Source organism: Shewanella loihica PV-4, from assembly GCF_000016065.1.
Lineage (GTDB): Bacteria > Pseudomonadota > Gammaproteobacteria > Enterobacterales > Shewanellaceae > Shewanella > Shewanella loihica.
This window is the reverse complement of record NC_009092.1, coordinates 2,012,673-2,032,361: the sequence shown is the minus strand read 5'-3', so window position 1 is coordinate 2,032,361 and position 19,689 is coordinate 2,012,673. Positions and strand designations below refer to the sequence as shown.

Annotated in this window: 16 protein-coding genes; 8 read left to right on the top strand and 8 right to left on the bottom strand. The window is 54.3% G+C overall.

Annotated elements, in window-relative coordinates; translation table 11 throughout:
• The first annotated feature begins 349 nt into the window (after positions 1 to 349).
• Complete coding sequence (locus SHEW_RS09175; protein WP_011865574.1) at positions 350 to 2,071, top strand: acetolactate synthase 3 large subunit; 1,722 nt, start codon at positions 350 to 352, stop codon at positions 2,069 to 2,071.
• On the top strand, positions 2,071 to 2,565 hold the full coding sequence (gene ilvN, locus SHEW_RS09170) for an acetolactate synthase small subunit (RefSeq protein WP_011865573.1): 495 nt from the start codon (positions 2,071 to 2,073) through the stop codon (positions 2,563 to 2,565). Before SHEW_RS09175 ends, ilvN begins: the two co-directional genes overlap by 1 nt.
• A 173-nt stretch (positions 2,566 to 2,738) precedes the next feature.
• Here ilvN and SHEW_RS09165 read toward each other — a convergent pair whose 3' ends face one another.
• A complete protein-coding gene (locus SHEW_RS09165; protein ID WP_011865572.1) occupies positions 2,739 to 3,236 on the bottom strand; it encodes a hypothetical protein in 498 nt (165 codons plus the stop codon).
• Positions 3,237 to 3,537: 301 nt separating this feature from the next.
• On the opposite strand from SHEW_RS09165, the gene SHEW_RS09160 reads away from it, so the two are divergent.
• The gene (locus tag SHEW_RS09160) at positions 3,538 to 4,458 is read left to right on the top strand and encodes a LysR family transcriptional regulator (RefSeq protein WP_011865571.1); all 921 of its coding nucleotides are present in this window, start codon (positions 3,538 to 3,540) and stop codon (positions 4,456 to 4,458) included.
• Positions 4,459 to 4,558: 100 nt separating this feature from the next.
• Here SHEW_RS09160 and SHEW_RS09155 read toward each other — a convergent pair whose 3' ends face one another.
• The 7 genes from SHEW_RS09155 to SHEW_RS09130 all read right to left on the bottom strand — a co-directional run bounded on the left by SHEW_RS09155 (position 4,559) and on the right by SHEW_RS09130 (position 13,474).
• Positions 4,559 to 5,146: a cytochrome c3 family protein gene (locus tag SHEW_RS09155; RefSeq protein ID WP_011865570.1), complete on the bottom strand. Its 588-nt coding sequence runs from the start codon at positions 5,144 to 5,146 to the stop codon at positions 4,559 to 4,561.
• Positions 5,147 to 5,156: 10 nt separating this feature from the next.
• Positions 5,157 to 5,636: a nitrate reductase cytochrome c-type subunit gene (locus SHEW_RS09150; protein ID WP_011865569.1), complete on the bottom strand. Its 480-nt coding sequence runs from the start codon at positions 5,634 to 5,636 to the stop codon at positions 5,157 to 5,159.
• Between the two features lie 11 nt (positions 5,637 to 5,647).
• Positions 5,648 to 8,137 carry a nitrate reductase catalytic subunit NapA gene (napA, locus tag SHEW_RS09145; protein WP_041407111.1) on the bottom strand — a complete coding sequence of 830 codons (2,490 nt, stop codon included), beginning with the start codon at positions 8,135 to 8,137 and terminating at the stop codon, positions 5,648 to 5,650.
• Positions 8,138 to 8,139: 2 nt separating this feature from the next.
• Positions 8,140 to 8,397, bottom strand: a complete 258-nt coding sequence (locus SHEW_RS09140) for a chaperone NapD (RefSeq protein WP_041406610.1) — start codon at positions 8,395 to 8,397, stop codon at positions 8,140 to 8,142.
• Positions 8,398 to 8,436: 39 nt separating this feature from the next.
• Complete coding sequence (locus SHEW_RS20390; RefSeq protein WP_011865566.1) at positions 8,437 to 8,595, bottom strand: nitrate reductase; 159 nt, start codon at positions 8,593 to 8,595, stop codon at positions 8,437 to 8,439.
• A 418-nt stretch (positions 8,596 to 9,013) separates the two neighbouring features.
• Entirely contained in the window at positions 9,014 to 12,901 is a 3,888-nt protein-coding gene (gene hrpA / locus SHEW_RS09135) for an ATP-dependent RNA helicase HrpA (protein ID WP_011865565.1), read from the bottom strand.
• A 156-nt stretch (positions 12,902 to 13,057) separates the two neighbouring features.
• Positions 13,058 to 13,474, bottom strand: a complete 417-nt coding sequence (locus SHEW_RS09130; RefSeq protein WP_011865564.1) for a CBS domain-containing protein — start codon at positions 13,472 to 13,474, stop codon at positions 13,058 to 13,060.
• Positions 13,475 to 13,816: 342 nt separating this feature from the next.
• Here SHEW_RS09130 and hyaA point away from each other — a divergent pair, with 342 nt between their 5' ends.
• From hyaA to SHEW_RS09105, 5 genes are read left to right on the top strand one after another with little or no spacing between them, the layout of a single operon-like run.
• On the top strand, positions 13,817 to 14,953 hold the full coding sequence (gene hyaA / locus SHEW_RS09125) for a nickel-dependent hydrogenase small subunit (protein WP_011865563.1): 1,137 nt from the start codon (positions 13,817 to 13,819) through the stop codon (positions 14,951 to 14,953).
• Between the two features lie 4 nt (positions 14,954 to 14,957).
• Positions 14,958 to 16,664 (top strand): nickel-dependent hydrogenase large subunit, encoded by a 1,707-nt coding sequence (gene hyaB / locus SHEW_RS09120; protein WP_011865562.1) that lies wholly within the window; start codon positions 14,958 to 14,960, stop codon positions 16,662 to 16,664.
• Positions 16,665 to 16,674: 10 nt separating this feature from the next.
• Entirely contained in the window at positions 16,675 to 17,346 is a 672-nt protein-coding gene (gene cybH / locus SHEW_RS09115) for a Ni/Fe-hydrogenase, b-type cytochrome subunit (RefSeq protein WP_011865561.1), read from the top strand.
• 11 nt (positions 17,347 to 17,357) lie between these two features.
• Entirely contained in the window at positions 17,358 to 17,921 is a 564-nt protein-coding gene (locus SHEW_RS09110) for a HyaD/HybD family hydrogenase maturation endopeptidase (protein ID WP_011865560.1), read from the top strand.
• Complete coding sequence (locus tag SHEW_RS09105) at positions 17,902 to 19,689, top strand: hypothetical protein (RefSeq protein WP_011865559.1); 1,788 nt, start codon at positions 17,902 to 17,904, stop codon at positions 19,687 to 19,689. The genes SHEW_RS09110 and SHEW_RS09105 overlap by 20 nt, the downstream gene beginning before the upstream one ends.

Here is a 19,689-nt window from a genome sequence, read left to right as displayed (position 1 = left end):
TCAATTGGGCGGCGATGCCATAAAATAACCTTCTGAGACTAAAGTCTACATCGCCCAATTAAAAATTGAAGACGACCCTCAACCCCCACCAAACCGCCACTTAGGCCAACGGCTATCTCACCTCGAACGTGAGTTTTGCTCAACTTGGCAAACTTTGCTGATAAAAGGCTTGAATTCATTCATCTATTGAATATGATGAAATTCTGTTCATTGGCAACAGTCACCCCAAGCCGACCGCTTTCGGGTGAAGCGCGAGTCTGGATTACCTTCCAGACTCTATGTTTAGAGCGATTACCGTCGCTGTATCAAGATACTGCATACCGTCGCGGTAACTTAAGAGGGATCACCAATGGAAAAACTTTCCGGCGCCAGCATGATCGTCCGATCATTAATCGATGAAGGCGTTAAACACATTTTCGGCTATCCAGGTGGCTCGGTACTCGATATTTACGATGCCCTGCACCAAAAATCCGGCATAGAACATATTCTCGTGCGACACGAACAGGCGGCCGTACACATGGCCGACGGCTATGCCCGCGCCACCGGCAAGGTGGGTGTGGTACTGGTCACCTCGGGCCCAGGCGCCACCAACGCCATCACGGGGATCGCCACCGCCTACATGGACTCAATTCCGCTGGTCGTGCTCTCTGGGCAGGTCCCCAGCAACCTGATAGGTAACGATGCCTTCCAGGAATGCGACATGATAGGTATCTCCCGCCCCGTGGTGAAGCACAGCTTCCTGGTGACAGACGCCAAAGATATTCCTGCCATCATCAAGAAGGCGTTTTATATCGCCTCTACCGGGCGTCCCGGCCCTGTGGTGGTAGACATTCCCAAGGATTGTCTCAACCCACAGATATTGCACGAATACCAATATCCGGATGAGATAAACATGCGCTCCTATAACCCGACGACGACGGGCCATAAGGGACAGATCCGCCGCGGCCTGCAGGCCCTGTTAAAGGCCAAGAAGCCGGTACTCTATGTGGGCGGCGGCGCGGTGATCTCGGGCGCAGACCAGCAGATCCTTAAACTGTCTGACAGACTCGGCCTGCCGGTGGTCAGCACCCTAATGGGGCTGGGCGCCTTTCCCGGCACTCACGCCAACAGCGTCGGCATGCTCGGTATGCATGGCTGCTATGAGGCCAACATGGCGATGCACAACGCCGACCTTATCTTCGGCATAGGGGTAAGATTTGACGATCGCACCACCAACAACGTGGAAAAATATTGCCCCAACGCCACCATATTGCATATCGATATCGACCCGTCATCCATCTCTAAGACGGTCAGGGTGGATATCCCCATCGTGGGCTCGGCCGATAGCGTGCTCGATGACATGCTGGCCCTACTTGACGATGAGCCGTCGATGAAAAACGATGAAGGCGCCATCGACTATTGGTGGAGCGAGATCAATCAGTGGCGCAGTCGCAACAGTCTGGCCTATGACAAGAGCAGCGAGCGGATCAAGCCCCAGCAGGTGATAGAGACCCTGCACAAGCTGACCAATGGCGATGCCTACGTGGCCTCGGACGTGGGTCAGCATCAGATGTTTGCCGCCCTCTACTACCCCTTCAACAAGCCAAGACGCTGGATCAACTCGGGCGGCCTGGGCACCATGGGCTTTGGCTTGCCAGCCGCCATGGGGGTGAAGATGGCCAAGCCGGACGAGACGGTTATCTGCGTCACCGGCGACGGCTCGATCCAGATGAATATCCAGGAGCTGTCTACCGCGCTGCAATACGATACGCCGGTTAAAATTATCAACTTAAACAACCGTTTCCTCGGTATGGTGAAGCAGTGGCAGGATATGATCTACTCGGGTCGTCACTCCCACTCCTACATGGACTCAGTGCCTAACTTTGCCAAGATAGCCGAGGCCTACGGCCACGTGGGCATGACCATCAGCGACCCGGCCGAGCTGGAAGCCGGGCTCGAGAAGGCCCTTGCCATGAAGGACAAGCTGGTCTTTGTCGACATCAGCGTCGATGAGACGGAGCACGTCTACCCAATGCAGATCCGCGGTGGCGGGATGAATGAAATGTGGCTAAGCAAGACGGAGAAAAGCTAATGCGTCGAATTATTTCTGTATTACTCGAAAACCAACCCGGCGCCCTATCTCGCGTGGTAGGCCTTTTCTCCCAGCGCGGCTACAACATCGAGAGCCTGACGGTGGCGCCGACGGATGATGTCACCCTCTCCAGGCTCAACATTACCCTGGTGGCCGATGAGGCAGTGCTGGAACAGATTGAGAAGCAGCTGCATAAGCTTATCGACATTCTCAAGGTGTCCAACATTACCGAGTCCAGCCATATCGAGCGTGAGCTGGCGTTGATCAAGGTGAAAGCCAAGGGCGCGGGTCGTGAGGAAGTGAAGCGCACCGCCGATATCTTCCGCGGCCAGATAGTGGATGTCACCTCTGAGCTTTACACCATTCAGATGGCCGGCACCTCGGATAAACTCGATGCCTTCATCGCCGCCATCGGCGAGGTGACTAAGGTGATTGAGGTCTCCCGCTCAGGTGTGGTCGGTCTGTGCCGCGGCGAGAAGGCGATGCGTGCCTAGCGCATACCCAATCGTTAGCGACTAATCAATAAGCACAAAAAACGCCAGCATTTGCTGGCGTTTTTACTATTTTGAACGAAAAGCCTCAACACAAGCGCTTTAAACCAAGAGTCTCAACCCAAGGGCCTTAAATAAAAGCCCTAACTCAAAATGGCCCTTGGATATCAAACGATTTATTTAACGCTTTCGGGACTAACATTCTCGGGATTAGCCGTTTCAGAACTAGCACCCTCGGCCAGCTTAACCACCTCACCGGTCAGCGCAACACCCGCCATCAGGGCGCCGGCGCCGCACTGGAAGGTCTCTTCGCTCGAGGTCAGGTTGTTCTTATAGTTAGACTTGATATTCACTATGGCGTTACCGCCTTGTTTCAATGCGCTATTTTTAAGGGCAATCATCGCCGACAGGAAGACCCATTCGCAGGCTTCCTGATCCGACTTATTAAACGCATTGGTCTTCTTGTTGGTCTTCAGCTCACCCAGTTTCTGCACAGGCTCACCATAGGCCTGCTCGCCAAAATAGAAGCTGACATCACTGCCCAGCTTGGCCTTGGCCGCCTCTGAATTAAGCACCGAGGCGATGTTATAGTTGCCGACATCATCTCTGGCAAAGGCCAGCGGAGAACATAGGGTCAGAGAGGTCAAACCTACAAGCAGTATCTTTTTCATCATTACAAATTCCGTTGATTTGGCATGAGTTAACCCTCACGCCGCGCACTAGTTCACACTAGCACTTCCATTAACATTACCAGACCGACAGTCCTGTCAGCGTCCAACTTGTTTCCCGGCGCGCTAGATTAACGCCAAGTTTGGCATAAACAGCCAAAGGCATACGCCGTGGGATTCGCCGAGCATAACCAACTCCATGGCTAAAGGTAAATAGCCAAAGGCAAACTTTGAGATAGGGCTACCTAAAAACCTGCCAGCTGGCTATCATGGCAGCAGTTAACGCCATCCCCTAACGGAATTCCCATTGAAAGCATTCGACTTTAACCTGCTTCCCCTGCTGGAGGTGTTGCTGGAGGAGCAGAGCGTCACGGCCGCCGCCGAGCGACTGCATCTGAGCCAATCAGCGGTGAGTAAACAGCTCAATAAGCTCAGAGACTCCTTCGACGATCAGCTGTTCGAGCGCACCGCCCACGGCCTGCGTCCAACACCCAAGGCCAAGCAGCTGGGGCCGGAGATCCGTCAGATCTTGAGTCAGGTCTCTTCCCTCACCCGACCCAGCGATTTCGATCCCTCCAAGAGCCATAGACGCTTTCGGCTCGAATTGGTAGAGACCGCCTACTCGCTAACCTACCCGCGCTTCATGCCCAAGCTGCTCAAGCAGGCACCTAAGATCACCTTAGACAGCCACACCTGGCATAGCGAGAGCATGGAGCGGCTGCTACGCTGCGATACCGATCTTGGCATCGCCTGCCGGGAATGGGACGAGCGCTCGCTGCAGCATGTTAACAACCTGCCCAGCGCCCTGCGCTTCGTCGAGCTGACCCGGGATCACTCCCTCTGTCTGGTGCGCGAGGGTCATCCCCTGCTGCAAGAGGAGTGGAACCTGAGTACCTTTTTGAAGTATCGCCATCTGCAGGTCACCTTCGGCGGTATATCCCACTGGCTGCTGGACGATGTGTTGCAGATGAAGCACCTCAAACGGGACATTGCGGTCAACCTCACCGATTTTAACAGCGCCATGCAGCTATGCGAGCAGAGCGATCTCATCCTCTGCTCGCCCGCCAAATACGCCAAGGTGATGATGGGGCAGTTTAAGCTGGTATCACTGCCGATCCCCACACAGATGGTGCCCGGCACCTATCTGCTGCTCTGGCATAAACATTTCGATCTCGACCCCAGCCACCGCTGGCTCAGGGAGCTGATCATCGACTCGGTGCAGTCCTAAGCTTCGAGAAAAAAAGATAAAAAAACGCCAGCGAGATGAATGCTGGCGTTTTTACTTGGAGATGGTGTCTAAAGCGCTAATGCCCAACGAGCAGGCTTAACTAGAAGCCTTCGACCCCTTTCATATCAGGTAAGTGGTGAGCAATACCCTTATGACAATCGATACAGGTCTTCTCGCCGCTGGCCAATGATGTGGAGTGCATATTGGCCGCACGTGTCGATTGACGAGTAAAGTCCATGTAGTCGAAATTGTGGCAGTTACGACATTCAAGCGAATCGTTGGCCTTGAGTCGTGCCCATTCATGCTCTGCCAGTTCGCGGCGCTTGGCCTCAAACTTGTCACGCGTGTTGATGGTGCCGAATACCTTGCCCCACACCTCTTTCGAGGCCTGCATCTTACGGGCTATCTTATCTGTCCAGTTGTGAGGCACGTGACAATCCGGACAGGTCGCACGCACACCACTGCGGTTGGTAAAGTGTATCGTCGACTTTAGCTCCTGATACACGTTATTTTCCATCTCGTGACAGCCTATACAGAAGGCTTCCTGGTTGGTGGCTTCCAGGGCGGTGTTGAATCCCCCCCAGAAGATCACCCCCGCGACGAAGCCGCCTAAGGTAAGAAAACCTAAGCTAAAATGCACGCTGGGTTTTCTTAACACCTGCCAGATTTTTTTCAACTTATCTAACATACGGCCGCTCCTAGTGCTTAGCTGCTTCAGCTTTAATCAAGTGGTCGATATCGATAAAGTCATTACCTACCAAGGTTTTTGCATCCAGCTGGGGCACATGGCACTGAGTACAGAAATAGCGACGTGGAGAAAGATCCGCTAAGAAGTTATTTTCCCTGTCCATGTAGTGGGTCACACTCACCATAGGTGCCTGTGAGTCGCCAACACGCTTACGGGCATGGCACGACATACACTTATTCACCTTCAGGTCTATCTGATAGCCGTCGATCTTATGGGGGATCACCGGCGGCTGCATCGGATAGTTACGCACCTGCTTAACGTCTGTGTTACGCACCTTCTGCATCACAGGCGGCGTCGGGTTAGTGTCGAGCGGCGCCTGCCTGAGGGTGGCAACCTTCTCATCAGGCACGCTGGCAGCCACGCTGCTAAAGGTCGCGCCGACAGAGAGAGTCACCAGAGTCGCCAAGGTTACAAGTTTCAATGATTTCATGGTGATTCTCCTTATGCCTTAACTACTTTAACTGCGCACTTCTTAAAGTCAGTCTGTTTAGACAAAGGATCCGTCGCATCTAGCGTCACCTTGTTAATCAGCTGGCTGGCGTCGAACCAAGGCACAAAGACCAGACCGACAGGCGGCTTGTTACGGCCACGGGTCTCGACACGTGTCTTGATCTCACCACGGCGAGAAACCACCTTCACCTCATCACCGCGACGCAGGCCGCGTTTCTTAGCGTCTTCTGGATGCATGAAGCACACGGCATCCGGGAAGGCGCGGTACAGCTCGGGCACACGCTGGGTCATAGAACCTGAGTGCCAGTGCTCCAGCACACGACCGGTCGATAACCAAAGGTTAAACTCTTCATCTGGCGACTCGGCGGCAGGCTCGTATGGCAGAGCGTAGATAACCGCCTTACCATCTGGCTTACCGTAGAACTGGAAGCCTGTACCTGGTTTCACATAAGGATCGCTGCCTTCGCGGAAGCGCCACTTGGTCTCTTTACCGTTAACCACAGGCCAGCGCAGACCGTGCACCTCATGGTAGGTATCGAAGTCAGCCAAGTCATGGCCATGACCGCGACCGAAAGTAGCGTACTCTTCAAACAGACCCTTCTGAACATAGTAACCAAAGTGCTTGGCTTCATCGTTCATATACTTAGGATCGGCCTGCTCCAGTGGGAACTTATCTACGTTACCGTTCTGGTAGAGTACCTGGAACAGCGTCTTGCCCTTGTACTCAGGGTTCGCCGCCAGCACCTCTTTTGGCCAGACTTCGTCTGTGGTGAAACGCTTAGAGAACTCCATCAACTGCCAAAGATCTGAGCGAGACTCGCCCGGTGCCTTCACCATCTGATGCCAGAACTGGGTACGACGCTCGGCGTTACCATAGGCGCCCTCTTTCTCCACCCACATGGCGGTTGGCAGAATAAGGTCGGCGGCCTGTGTAGTTACCGTTGGGTAGGCGTCAGACACCACGATGAAGTTTTCAGGGTTACGATAGCCAGGTAGACCTTCCTCGTTGATGTTAGGACCGGCCTGCATGTTGTTGTTTACCTGTACCCAGTAGGCATTGATATCACCATCTTTCAGACGACGATTCTGCTCTACCGCGTGGTAGCCAGGCTTAGGTGGAATGATGCCATCTGGGATCTTCCAGATCTTCTCGGCAATCTTTCTGTGTTCTGGGTTATTCACCACTAGGTCTGCAGGCAGACGATGTGAGAAGGTACCCACTTCACGGGCGGTACCACAGGCAGAGGGTTGACCGGTCAGCGAGAATGGGCTGTTACCCGGCGTCGAGATCTTACCTGTTAGCAGGTGAATGTTATAAATCAGGTTGTTACACCATACACCACGGGTATGTTGGTTGAAGCCCATGGTCCAGAATGAGGTCACCTTGGTATTTGGATCGGCGTAGAGTTTCGCCAGTTCAATCAGCTTATCTTCCGGCACGCCAGAAAGCTTGCTGACAGAGGCCACGTCATAGTCGGCAACGAAGGCCTTGAAGGCATCAAATTCGATCGGCGTAGACTTACCGGCGGTCTTAACGTTCTTGGCTTTCTGCTGCAGTGGATGGGTTGGACGCAGGCCGTAGCCGATGTCGGTTTCACCCTTACGGAAGTTAACGTGCTTGTTGACGAAATCCCAGTTTACCGCATCGTTTTGAATGATGTAGTTGCCGATAAAGTTCAGAATAGCCAGGTCTGTCTGCGGCGTGAAGACGATACCGAGATCGGCCAGGTCGAATGATCTGTGGGTAAAGGTCGATAGCACAGACACCTTAACGTGTGGCGCGCTAAGACGACGGTCGGTAACACGGCTCCAGAGGATAGGGTGCATCTCGGCCATGTTAGAACCCCAGAGCACGAAGGCATCGGCGTTTTCCATGTCATCGTAACAACCCATAGGCTCATCGATACCGAAGGTACGCATGAAGCCACCTACCGCAGACGCCATACAGTGACGGGCGTTAGGGTCGATGTTGTTTGAGCCAAAACCGGCCTTCATCAATTTAGAGGCGGCGTAGCCTTCCCATACTGTCCACTGGCCTGAGCCGAACATACCTATGGCGGTAGGGCCCTTCTTCTTGATGGTGGCTTTCCACTTGTCCGCCATGGTATCGAAGGCTGTGTCCCAGCTCACTGGGGTAAACTCGCCATGCTTGTCGTATTTGCCGTTGGTCATACGCAGCATAGGGCTCTGCAGTCTGTCCTTGCCGTACATGATCTTAGACAGGAAGTAACCCTTGATACAGTTCAGGCCACGGTTTACCTCACTCTCGGCGTCGCCGTGAGTCGCAACCACCTTGCCGTCGCGTGTCGCGACAATGACCGAACAACCTGTACCGCAGAAACGACATGGCGCCTTGTTCCACTCAAGTTTAGTCTGCTCTGAACTGGTAATTAGGTTGCTTGCCGTTGCAGGCAAGGCCAAACCAGCCACTGAGGCAGCGGCCATGGCCGCATTTGCCTTCATAAATTCGCGTCGATTCATCTTCATTTTTCAACCTCTTCAAGCACTTCACTCTGGTGATACACCATGGCTGCGGACAGCACGCCCTCAATCTTGTTGATCGCCTCGATGTCAGCCATCAGGCCCTTCTGGGTCATGCCTTCCAGCACAACGACCAGCTTGACCTCATCGTTTACAGACAACTCAGCATTTTCCATCTTCATGATTGTCTGTCTGACACTCGACATAAATTCAGGCTTAACCTGAACCACTAAACTGGTGACGTGAAGTTCATTGCTCATTGACATTTACACTCTTAATAATTGTTCGAATACAGTGGGTTAACCTGCACCTGGCGGGCCGGTAAATATCTGGCTAAACCAGATAGCGAAGCCCAAACCAGAAACGAGTAACACTGACAGCAGGGGAGCAAGAAAAACGGTTAGAAACACAAATATTTTTAGCTCTAAACTTTTCTCTTCATTAGGTGTGGAACTCATGCATCCTCCAACGGGTCATGCCGGTTTTCATAGCAGATAAAGCAGGCTAGCCAGTGGTTGGTGTGGACCAATCAAACGATAAAACCATACTTTTCTTCCTGTTATTTATGGTATCAATAACTTCTTAACATTCTGTATACCCCTAAATCGGTAAATTCTATGCAGGTTTGATCTGGATCATCCTTTTGTCGCAGATAAAACCCAGATCACCTCTCCTAGACACGTATTTCGATTGAGAAAGCAACAAAATGAATAAATTAGCTATTCATAAACAACTAAAACATAGTCACAAAATGGCGATTTCGTAAGTCAAAATGTGATCTAAATCGTAAAAATATATCGATGGGGGTAGAGGGGGATTTAGTGGGGTAAAAAAAAGCACCCGTTGCGGGTGCTTCTTCAGTCTTTATGACAACAATCAGGCTTCGGCGATGCGGTTGAGGATCCGCTTCTCCGAGATGGGATAGGCGGTACCTAACACCTGGGCGAAACAGGAGACGCGATACTCCTCTATCATCCAGCGAGCCTCCTGCAGCGCCTCGGGCACAGGCGCGCTGCGGGGCACCTTGGCCAGCTGGGCTGCCAGGGTCTGTTGCACATTGTTGATGCTATGCAGATGCAGGCGGTCACGGTTAGGATCCACGGGAAGCTTATCTAAACGATTATCTATCGCCTTGATATACCTGATTAAATCAGAAAGCCGCTGCCAACCGCACTGCTCGACAAAGCCCTTGAATACCAGGTTATCCAACTGGGTCTGAATGTCGCTCATTGCAAAGGCGATATCCAGGCTGATCTTGCCCTTGAGGCGCTTCTTCACCTTCTGATACAGGGTCAAGATCTCCTCCACCTGCAGCGCGATCTTGGCCGCCGTGGGGTTAAGATCCTGACGCACCACATCTTTAGCCTGCTCGAACTGCTCGGCGCTGCGCACATCTAAGCCCTTCTCATCCAGCAACTGCTGCACCGCCGCCGACAGGATATCGTCGATGAGATACTGCACCTGGCCAAAGGGGTTGAAGTACATGGCCAACTTGGCCTTGTTGGGCAGGGTGTTCTGCAGGTGCTTCACCGGCGATGGCATGTTGAGCAGCAAGAGGCGCTGCAGACCCGCCTTATGGCAGCGGCCGGCCTCATGCTCATCATCAAACAGCTTGATGGCCACGCTGTCTTTGTTGTCCACCAGCGCGGGGAAGGCCTTCACCTGGAAGTTCCCCCGCTTCTTCTCATACTGTTTGGGCAAGTCGCCAAAGCTCCACTGGGTCAGCTCGCTTTGCTCTATGCCGCTCTCGGCAACATTGCGAATCGCCTGGGTTACCCTGCCCTGTAGCTTATCTTTTAGCTGCTCAAGCTCCCTGCCCTGTGCGATCAACTTACCCTTGTCATCTTCCACCTTGAAGTTGATCAGAAGATGCGGCGCGAGCTGGGTGAGATCGAAATCATCGACGGAGATACGCACGCCGCTCATGCGCAGCAGCTGCTTACACATGGCCTCCAGCAGGCTCGTCTCACTGCTGCTATTAGTATTAGCCATCGCCTGTAAGCAGGCCCTGGCATAATCCGGCGCCGGAACGAAGTTACGTCTCAGTGTCTTAGGCAGGGACTTGATCAGCGCGGTGATCTTCTCTTCCCTCAGCCCCGGCACCAACCAGTCGAAGCCCTGGGCCTCTATCTGGTTAAGCAGCGCGACGGGAAGATGCACCGATACGCCGTCATCTACGTCCGCCGGCTCGAAGTGATAACTCAGGGGCAGGTTAAAGTTGCCCTGATGCCAGCTGTCGGGGAAGTCCAGCGCCGAGATATGCTCGTCGCTGCGCTTCATCAGCTGCTCACGTTCAAAGTCCAGCAGATGCGGCTGACGCTTCTTCTCCTGCTTCCACCAGGTCAGCAGCTTAGGCGCGTTGTAGATCCCCTCGGGAATGCGCGCCTCATAGAAATCCACCAGCGCCTGCTCGTCCACCAAGATGTCGCGGCGGCGGGACTTGTGCTCCAGCGCCTCGATATCGTCGATAAGCGCACGGTTGTTGACAAAAAATGCCTCCTTGGTGCGCAGCTCCCCTTCGGCCAAGGCGCTGCGAATAAAGATCTCGCGGGCCTCCACCGGCTCCACAGGGCCATATTGCACCCGGCGGCGATTGACTATGGTCAGGCCGTAGAGCTGCTGATTCTCCAGCGCCACCACACTGCCCTGCTTGGCCTCGAAATGGGGCTCCACATAGCTTTTCTTCACCAGATGGCCGGCCAGGGGCTCGACCCATTCAGGCTGGATCTTGGCGCAGCAGCGGGCAAACAGTCGCGAGGTCTCGGTCATCTCGGCGGCCATGATCCACTTAGGTCCCTTCTTGGCCAGCGGCGAGCCGGGGAAGACGAAGAACTTGCGGTTACGCGCCCCCAGATACTCGTTGTCCTTATCCTTGAAACCGATATGGCTCAGCAGGCCGGTCAGCAAAGATTTATGCAGCAGCTCATAGTCGGCGGGCTCGCTGTTGAGCTTCCACTTGAGGTCGTGCACCGCCTGTCGCAGCTGGGTATAGAGATCCTGCCATTCACGCACCCGCAGATAGGCGAGAAACTCCTGCTTACACAGCTTACGGAACTGACTGGCAGACAGGGCTTTCTGCTGCTCCTTGATGTGATCCCACAGCTTGACCCAGGCGATGAAGTCAGAGTCCTTGTCGTTGAAGCGTCTGTGGGCCTCATCGGCGGCCTGCTTCTTATCCATTGGGCGCTCGCGGGGATCTTGAATCGAAAGACCCGCGGTGATCACCAGTGTCTCATGCAGGCAGCCATATTCCTTGGCCTGCACCACCATGCGCGCCAGGCGCGGATCCACAGGGATACTCGCCAATTGACGGCCCAGCGGGGTGAGTTGCAGCTGGCCCTTGTGTTTACGCACCGACTGCAGCTCTTCCAGCAGCAGGAAACCATCACGGATATATCTGGCATCGGGCGGCTGAATGAAGGGGAAACCTTCGATGTCGCCAAGGCCGATGGAGAGCATCTGCAAAATGACAGAAGCCAGGTTGGTCCTTAGGATCTCGGGATCGGTAAACTCGGGGCGGTTGTTAAAGTCCGCCTCATCATAGAGACGAATACAGATCCCCGGCGCCACGCGGCCACAACGGCCCTGACGCTGGTTGGCGCTCGCCTGGGAGATAGGTTCGATCGGCAGGCGCTGCACCTTAGTGCGATAGCTGTAACGGCTGATGCGCGCCGTGCCCGGGTCGATCACATACTTGATGCCGGGAACCGTCAACGAAGTTTCCGCCACGTTGGTGGCCAGCACGATACGGCGTCCGCGATGACTCTTAAATACCTTGGACTGCTCACCATAGGAGAGACGCGCATACAGGGGTAACACCTCGGTATCGCGATACTGCTGTTTGTTGAGCTGGTCGGCCAGGTCGCGGATCTCACGTTCGCCGTTGAGGAAGATCAGGATATCCCCCGGCCCCTCGGCCATCAGCTCCTCCACCGCGGCGAAGATGCCGTCGGTGAGATCTAAGTCTTCATCCTGCTCGCCGACTAGCGGACGGTAGCGGGTCTCCACCGGATAGGTACGGCCCGACACCTCGATAACAGGCGCATTATTGAAATGCTTAGAGAATCTCTCCACGTCTATGGTGGCCGAGGTGATGATCACCTTGAGATCCGGACGGCGCTTGAGCACGCTCTTGAGGTAACCCAGGATGAAGTCGATATTCAGGCTTCGCTCGTGGGCCTCATCGATAATGATGGTGTCGTACTGATCCAGGTATTTGTCTGAACTCAGCTCCGCCAGCAAGATACCGTCAGTCATCAGCTTGATGTAAGAGGTCGGCTTGATGGCATCGGCGAAACGCACCTTAAAGCCTACCACTTCGCCCAGTGGGCTATTGAGTTCTTCGGCCACACGGGTCGCCACGCTGCGGGCGGCCAGTCGTCTTGGCTGGGTGTGGCCAATCAGGCCGCGGGTGCCCAGGCCAAGCTCGAGACAGATCTTCGGCAGCTGGGTCGTCTTACCCGAGCCTGTCTCACCGGCCACAATCACCACCTGGTTATTGGCGATCGCCTCGGCTATCTCGCCGCGCTTTTGCGACACGGGCAAGGCATCGGGATAACTGATCTCGGGGCGATTCTGCCTACGGCTCTCCACCTTAGCTGCGGCGGCAATGGCCTGCTCTTCTAACTGGGCCAGCGCCTCATCTTTCTGCTCGCCGTCGGCTTGTTTTTTCAGTCTATGGAGGCGGCGCTTGATGCGAGAGGCATCGGCCTGAAAACACTGGTTGAGAAAGGCATGAGACAGGGGGTGACGTGGCGAATTCAAAGGAAAAACCCATATAACAAAACACAAAGCAGGGATCCTACCAAGGAACGCGCCATTTTGATATGGAAAATCGCCTCTAGCGGGCGAATTTGTTCACCTGATTATCGGTTTTGCCGTGTGGTGCTTGTCGATAAAAAGGTGAACATAAGCATTGACTTAGGCAGGTTTAAGATAACACTCCTGCATGGAGGTGTTGATCGCCCTCAATACGGCATTTCTGTCTATGATGCCGACCACCCTGCCCTGGTCGATCACCGGATAGATCTTAGGCTTGGGCAGCAGCATCTGCTCCGCCAAACTGATGATGGGCTCATCCTTGCTGACGGTAAGTACATCGGTGCGCATGCAGTCACTCACGTTGGCGGTGAGATCGCAGTGATAAGTACTCTTAAGCATCACGGCTAAACAATCTTGTTGCGACAAAAACCCCACCAAATGACCCTGTGCATCGACCACTGCTGCGCCTAGTTTTTTTTGTGAGAGCAGCTTCTCGACCGCGGCCGCCAGTGTCATGTCTGCCTGTAATAACACCGGCTGGCGATCCATATAATCAACGACTTTCATCGATTCCATATTCTGACTCCTTAATCGTGTCCGCACCTTAAGTGTAATTAAGGTTGGTCTAAAAAGCCGAAGTTTTAACCAACTTTATTTATAAGCATACAAAACAAACATTTATGCAACAGACATAAAGTTTGAAGCGGATCAAATGCCGCCAAAAAGTGGGACATTTTGACCCATGTTTTTAAATAAACTTGATCCAGCTCATAGCTATAGAAGGTGGAATGCCCTTGCGGATCACAAGGTTTATAAATGTTGACATACATCAACATTCGCACGGAATTTGAGGCCTAAACTAAGTTACTGAATCGTGCCACTACATTTTCGCATCAAAATGAAAACAAAGGGTTAACCATGGACACACATGCCGCCTTATATCAACAAGGCCAAGCACGCCTCGAAGAGTTACGTCGCTTGGCGCCTCGTCATGCTCAGACATTGCAAGACAAGATGGAAGAGCATGGAATCACCCGCCGAGACTTTATGAAATGGAGCGCCGCCGTCACCGCTATGCTGGCATTGCCGCTCCCCTTTAGCACACTGGTTGCTGAAGCCGCCGAGTTGGCGGATCGCGTACCACTGATCTGGTTGCACATGGCCGAATGTACCGGCTGCTCCGAATCTCTGGTACGTGCAGACACCCCTAACCTCGACTCGCTGATCTTCGACCATGTTTCATTGGAATACCATGAAACTCTGATGGCCGCCGCCGGTTGGCAAGCCGAAGAGAACCTGGAACACGCACTGGAAACCTACAAGGGTAACTACCTGCTGGCCGTCGAAGGGGCTATCCCTACCGCCAACAATGGTGCCTTCCTCACCGTTGGCTGTAAGGGTCACACCGGCCTTGAGATCATCAAGCATGCGGCCGAAGGCGCTGCGGCGATCATCTCTGTCGGTACCTGCGCCTCCTTCGGTGGTGTACAGGCCGCCGCCCCTAATCCAACCGGTGCCAAAGGCGTCGATAAGGTAGTGAACAAGACAGTGGTTAACTTAGGTGGCTGCCCACCGAGTGAGAAGAACATTGTCGGCACTCTGATGTATTTCATCATGTTCGGCAAACTGCCTGCGCTGGATATGTTCAACCGTCCTAAGTGGGCCTACGGCGCACGGGTACACGACAACTGTGAACGTCGCGGCCGCTTCGATGCGGGCGAATTTGTCGAGCAGTTTGGCGATGAAGGTGCGAAAGAGGGTTACTGCCTCTATAAGGTGGGATGTAAAGGGCCTTATACCTATAACAACTGCCCCACAGAAAGATTCAATCACCACACCAGTTGGCCTGTACTTGCGGGTCACGGATGTATGGGCTGCTCCGAGCCTAACTTCTGGGACGACATGGCCGACTTTGAAAAACCCCTTGGCAGACAGCTCCTTCACGGGCTGGACGCAACGGCCGATACCGTCGGCGCAGTGATCTTGGGTGCCACAGCTGTAGGTATCGGCGCTCATGCTGTTGCCAGCGTATTTGCCAATTCGAAGGAGGACTAATTCAATGAGCAAACGTGTAGTTATCGACCCTATCACTCGAATCGAAGGCCATCTGCGCATCGAGGTCGAAGTCGACGAAAATAATGTTGTTCAAAAAGCCTGGTCCTCCTCCACCCTTTGGCGTGGCATCGAGGTGATACTCAAGGGACGTACCCCGATGGATGTGGGCCTTATCGTTCAACGTATCTGTGGTGTCTGTACCTATTCACACTATCGCTGTGGTACCGAAGCGGTTGAGAACGCCTTAGGGGTGAAGATCCCGCTTAACGCCAAGTATCTGCGCTCGCTCATGCAAACCTCGCTTTATATGCATGACCACATAGTGCACTTCTATCACCTCCACGGCCTGGACTGGGTGGATGTGGTCTCTGCGCTGAGTGCCGATCCGGCAGCCGCCGCACAGGTGGCGCTGAAATATACCCACAACCCAATCGCCGCCGGCGAGGGTGAGCTGCGCGCGGTACAAGAGCGCGTCAAGGGCTTCGTCGAAACCGGTAAACTTGGCCCCTTCGCCAACGCTTACTGGGGCAACGGCACCTATAAGTTTACCCCTGAGCAGAACCTGATCGCCCTGTCTCACTACCTCAAGGCACTGGAAGTACAGCGCGTTGCGGCCGAGATGCTGGCCATCTTCGGTGGTAAGCAGCCGCATCCTCAGTCACTGGTGGTCGGTGGTGTTACCTCGGTGCGTGACATGTTAAGCCCTGCCCGTCTGCAGGAGTGGAAACAGAAACACGCCATCGTGGCCGACTTTATCAACCGCGCCTACAAGGCGGATATCGTCATGGCGGCCGAAGCCTTCGGCGGCGAGCCTAGCGTGCTCGGCGGCGTCAACGTGAAGAACTTCCTGGCGACCAACGACTTCGTCCTCGCCGACGGTCAGTACATGTTCGACCAGGGTGTGATCATGAATGGCGATCTGGCCAATGTCACCGACATCAACCCAGATCTGATCAAGGAAGATGTGAGCCACGCCTGGTATGACGCAAGCGAACCACAACATCCTTATGAAGGCACCACAATCCCTAACTACACAGGGTTCGTGGAGCGCGACACAGTCTACGGCAAGCTGCCGACACTGGATGGCGACGGCAAGTACAGCTGGGTGAAATCACCACGCTATCAGGGTGAGCCGGTCGAGGTAGGTCCACTCTCTAGCCTGCTGGTCAGCTATGCCCGCGGCAACAAGGTGGTGGTCGAAGCGGTAAACGGCCTGCTGGAGGCCACTGGCCTACCGGTTGAAGCCCTGTTTACTACACTTGGCCGCACCGCGGCGCGCATGCTGCAAACCGTTATCGTGGCCGAGCAGGGTCTTAAGACCTTCGATGCCCTGATCAACAACCTGCTTGTGGATGAGGCCACCTATGTGAAGCCAGAGATCGACCCAAGCAAAGAGTATGTGGGTCACGCCATGATCGAGGCGCCGCGCGGCATGCTCAGCCACTGGATCCGCATCAAGAACGGTCTGGTGGAGAACTATCAGGCTGTGGTGCCCACCACCTGGAACGCAGGCCCTGTGGACGCCGCCGGTAAGGTAGGTCCCTATGAGGCATCCCTATTGGGCCTCAAGCTGGAAGACCCAACCAAGCCACTGGAAGTGATACGTATCATCCACTCATTCGACCCATGTATGGCCTGTTCGGTACACGTGATGGACTATAAGGGCCAAGATCTGGGTGAGTTCCGTATCGACCCAAACGGCAATAACTAAGGAGCAACTCATGGCTACAACCAATGTACCCTATGAGAGAGCCTTTATCTTCAGCGCCGCGATCAGGATTTTTCACTGGTTGCGAGCGCTCTCCATACTGGTTCTTGTCATAACAGGCTTCTATATTGCCTGGCCGTTTTTGGTGGCGCCGAGCAGCACTGATGTGTTGGTACAAGGGTGGATAAGATTTGCCCACCTGATCTTCGGCTTCGTGCTGTGTGCCATCACGCTTGCCAGGGCCTATCTGTTCTTCTTCAGCAAGAGCGACATAGAGCGGCGCTCCTTTAAGGATGTCGCCAGTGTCAACAGCTGGATAGTGCAGCTTAAGTCCTATCTTTGGATGGGACACCTGGACAAGAAAGGTGTGTATGGTCCCTTGCAGTTTGTCACCTACTTTGCCGTGTCAGTGATCGCAGCGCTTATCTGCATCACAGGCCTGGCACTGTACGCTAACGTCTATCATCTCGGCCTTGGCGGCATGTTAGGCGACTTTGCGGCCTGGTTGACCGGCGCAATGGGCGGCCTGGCCCAGCTGAGGATCTGGCACCATTACTTTACTTGGGTGTTTATTATCTTTGTGGTGATCCACGTCTATATGGCGGTTTGGACCGGCATCAGATTTAAACATAATTCGGTAGATTCCATCGTCTCTGGCTATGACTACCATCCTAAGAAGCACTAAATAAGGGCGCCATGAAAATACTGTTACTCGGTATTGGTAATGTGCTGTACGCCGATGAAGGGATCGGCGTACATTTTGTCAATTACCTGCAAGAAAACTATCGCTTTAGCCATCCGTCGCATCAACTCGATGTGATGGATGGTGGCACCTTAGCCCAAGGGCTAATTCCCATTATCTGTAAATACGACTATCTTGTGGTGGTAGATACAGTCAACGCCCACGGCGTCGGACCAGGAGAGGTCTATTTTTTCGATTTCGACAAGGCTCCCTGCGAGATCGATTGGCAAGGAAGCGCACACGAGGTGGAGATGTTACAGACATTGACCATGATGGAGATGGTCGGAGACAGACCAAAAACTTTCGTACTTGGCTGCACGCCAACCGTACTCGAACCTATGACACTGGGGCTCACCCCGCGTGTCGCCGCCGCCGTTCCCCTGATGGAAACGACAATACTCACCCATTTCAAGTCCCTCGGATTCGAGATCGAACGGATCAACGACTTGGCTATTGAAACGCTCATTCCAGATTCTTATAAGCGCGGTGTAACCCTAGATGAAGACAATCAAATTTGAATTTACCTGCTCACGGCAGGTGCCGCTTTACGCGCATTTATGTAACCGATACCTAAATTATGGTGAACTAAATATCCATGTCGGTTACCAGGGCGGCGCCTATTTTATCGAGGCCGAGGGCAAACAGAGCGAGCTGGAAGCTCTGGCCGATGATATCGCCCAGGATTTTCTGATCTCCGTATGGCTCACCGATTCCCGCATCGCCCTGATCGACGCGCCGACCGGCAACAAGACTCCCTTGGCAACCCAGCCACTGGTGCAGGAGTTTTGTCAGCAGTGCGCGCCCCACTTTGGTGATAATCAGGCGCCAGAGTTTGGCCAGCTGGATCTTGCCTGCGACTGTTGCCACGGCGAGCGCCGCATCCATCAGGATTATCGCGGCTTGACCTCAGGCGACATTCAGGCCATATATCAGCAGCTGATGACCCAGGGCGAACTCGACCTGGCGGGCGGCATTCACCTGAGCCTGAGCCCGGTTGACAACAGTCCCGATGAAAACAGTTCCAATAAATACAGTCAGCGCCCTCGCCTGCTTATCTGTAATCCCAACACTTTAAATGCCCAGTTCCACCTCAGCGATCCTCAGGTGTTGGCGCTGTCGAGCATAGAGAAGCCACTTATCTGCGCGCGGCCCATCAAAGATCATCCAAAGCTCGCCCAACCGCTTTACGATCTCTGCTTCGCCTACAGCCGCCTCTTGGTGATCCTGGCCGAGCATCTGCGACAGCACGGCACAGATTGGGTCTATCTCGCGGATCCCGCCCAGGGCGAAGCGCTTGCCTATATCGATGGTCAATGGGCCGAGATCCACACGAATGCGCCAAACAGCCTGCGCATCGACTCCCCCAAGCAGGCGCTACATGATGCCGTGCTGCTGGCGGGCAAGGACACCTATTACTACGCCAGCCACAGCGATAAACAGGGCGGTCACTACCTGCTGGAACAAGGCAGTGACGTCAAGAGTCGCCACGGCGCCATGACGCCGGCTATCTTGGGCGATGATGACCTTGCCCTGTGCGCCCTGCACAGCGTGAATCTCGAGCATGGCCTTGATAAGAACAGCGCCATCATCTACCTGAGCCGTGACCATGGCGGGCAGATCTACACCTTAGATGGCAAGTGCGAGGCCGAGCGTTTCTTCGCCCTGCCCGAGCTGCCTGAAAACGGCTATGAGATCTATCATCAGCTGGAGCAGAGCCCCCAGCGCAAGGTGCTGGAGAAGTTTAAGCAGCGCTATCCCGAAGATTACCTCAGGCTGCTGGACCTAAAACTGCCTAATGAGCGCCATAGTTTAAGCACCCTGTGGGCGGTGGGCGCGGTGATACTCGGTCTCGAGAGCCGCTCCTTGAGCGTTGGCGATCTCAACGACGCCCTGATGGCCGCTGCCATGGCCCATCGCGGCAGCAACTCGCCGCGCATCGACTATCCGCTCACCCGTGGCGAAGCCTACCGCAGCCTCAACTGGTGCAAGACACTGGGCAGCCTGATCAGCTTCCGTCTGGCCGACGACAGAGACAGCCAGAAACTGGCCTTTGGCATGCACGACTCCTTCGCCGACTATCTGGCAAACTGGATTGAGCATCTGGATCTCAACCTTGGGGTCAAATCGGTGGCTCTGGCCGGTAGCGAGTGGGTTAACCCCTTGCTGTGTCAGCGGGTCGCCCTGAGGGTCGGCAAGAACTTCCCCCTCAAGCACAACCAGCTGCTGGAGATCGATGGCAACAACCATGCTATCGGTGCCCTGCTGCTCAAAAAACGTAGGCTATAG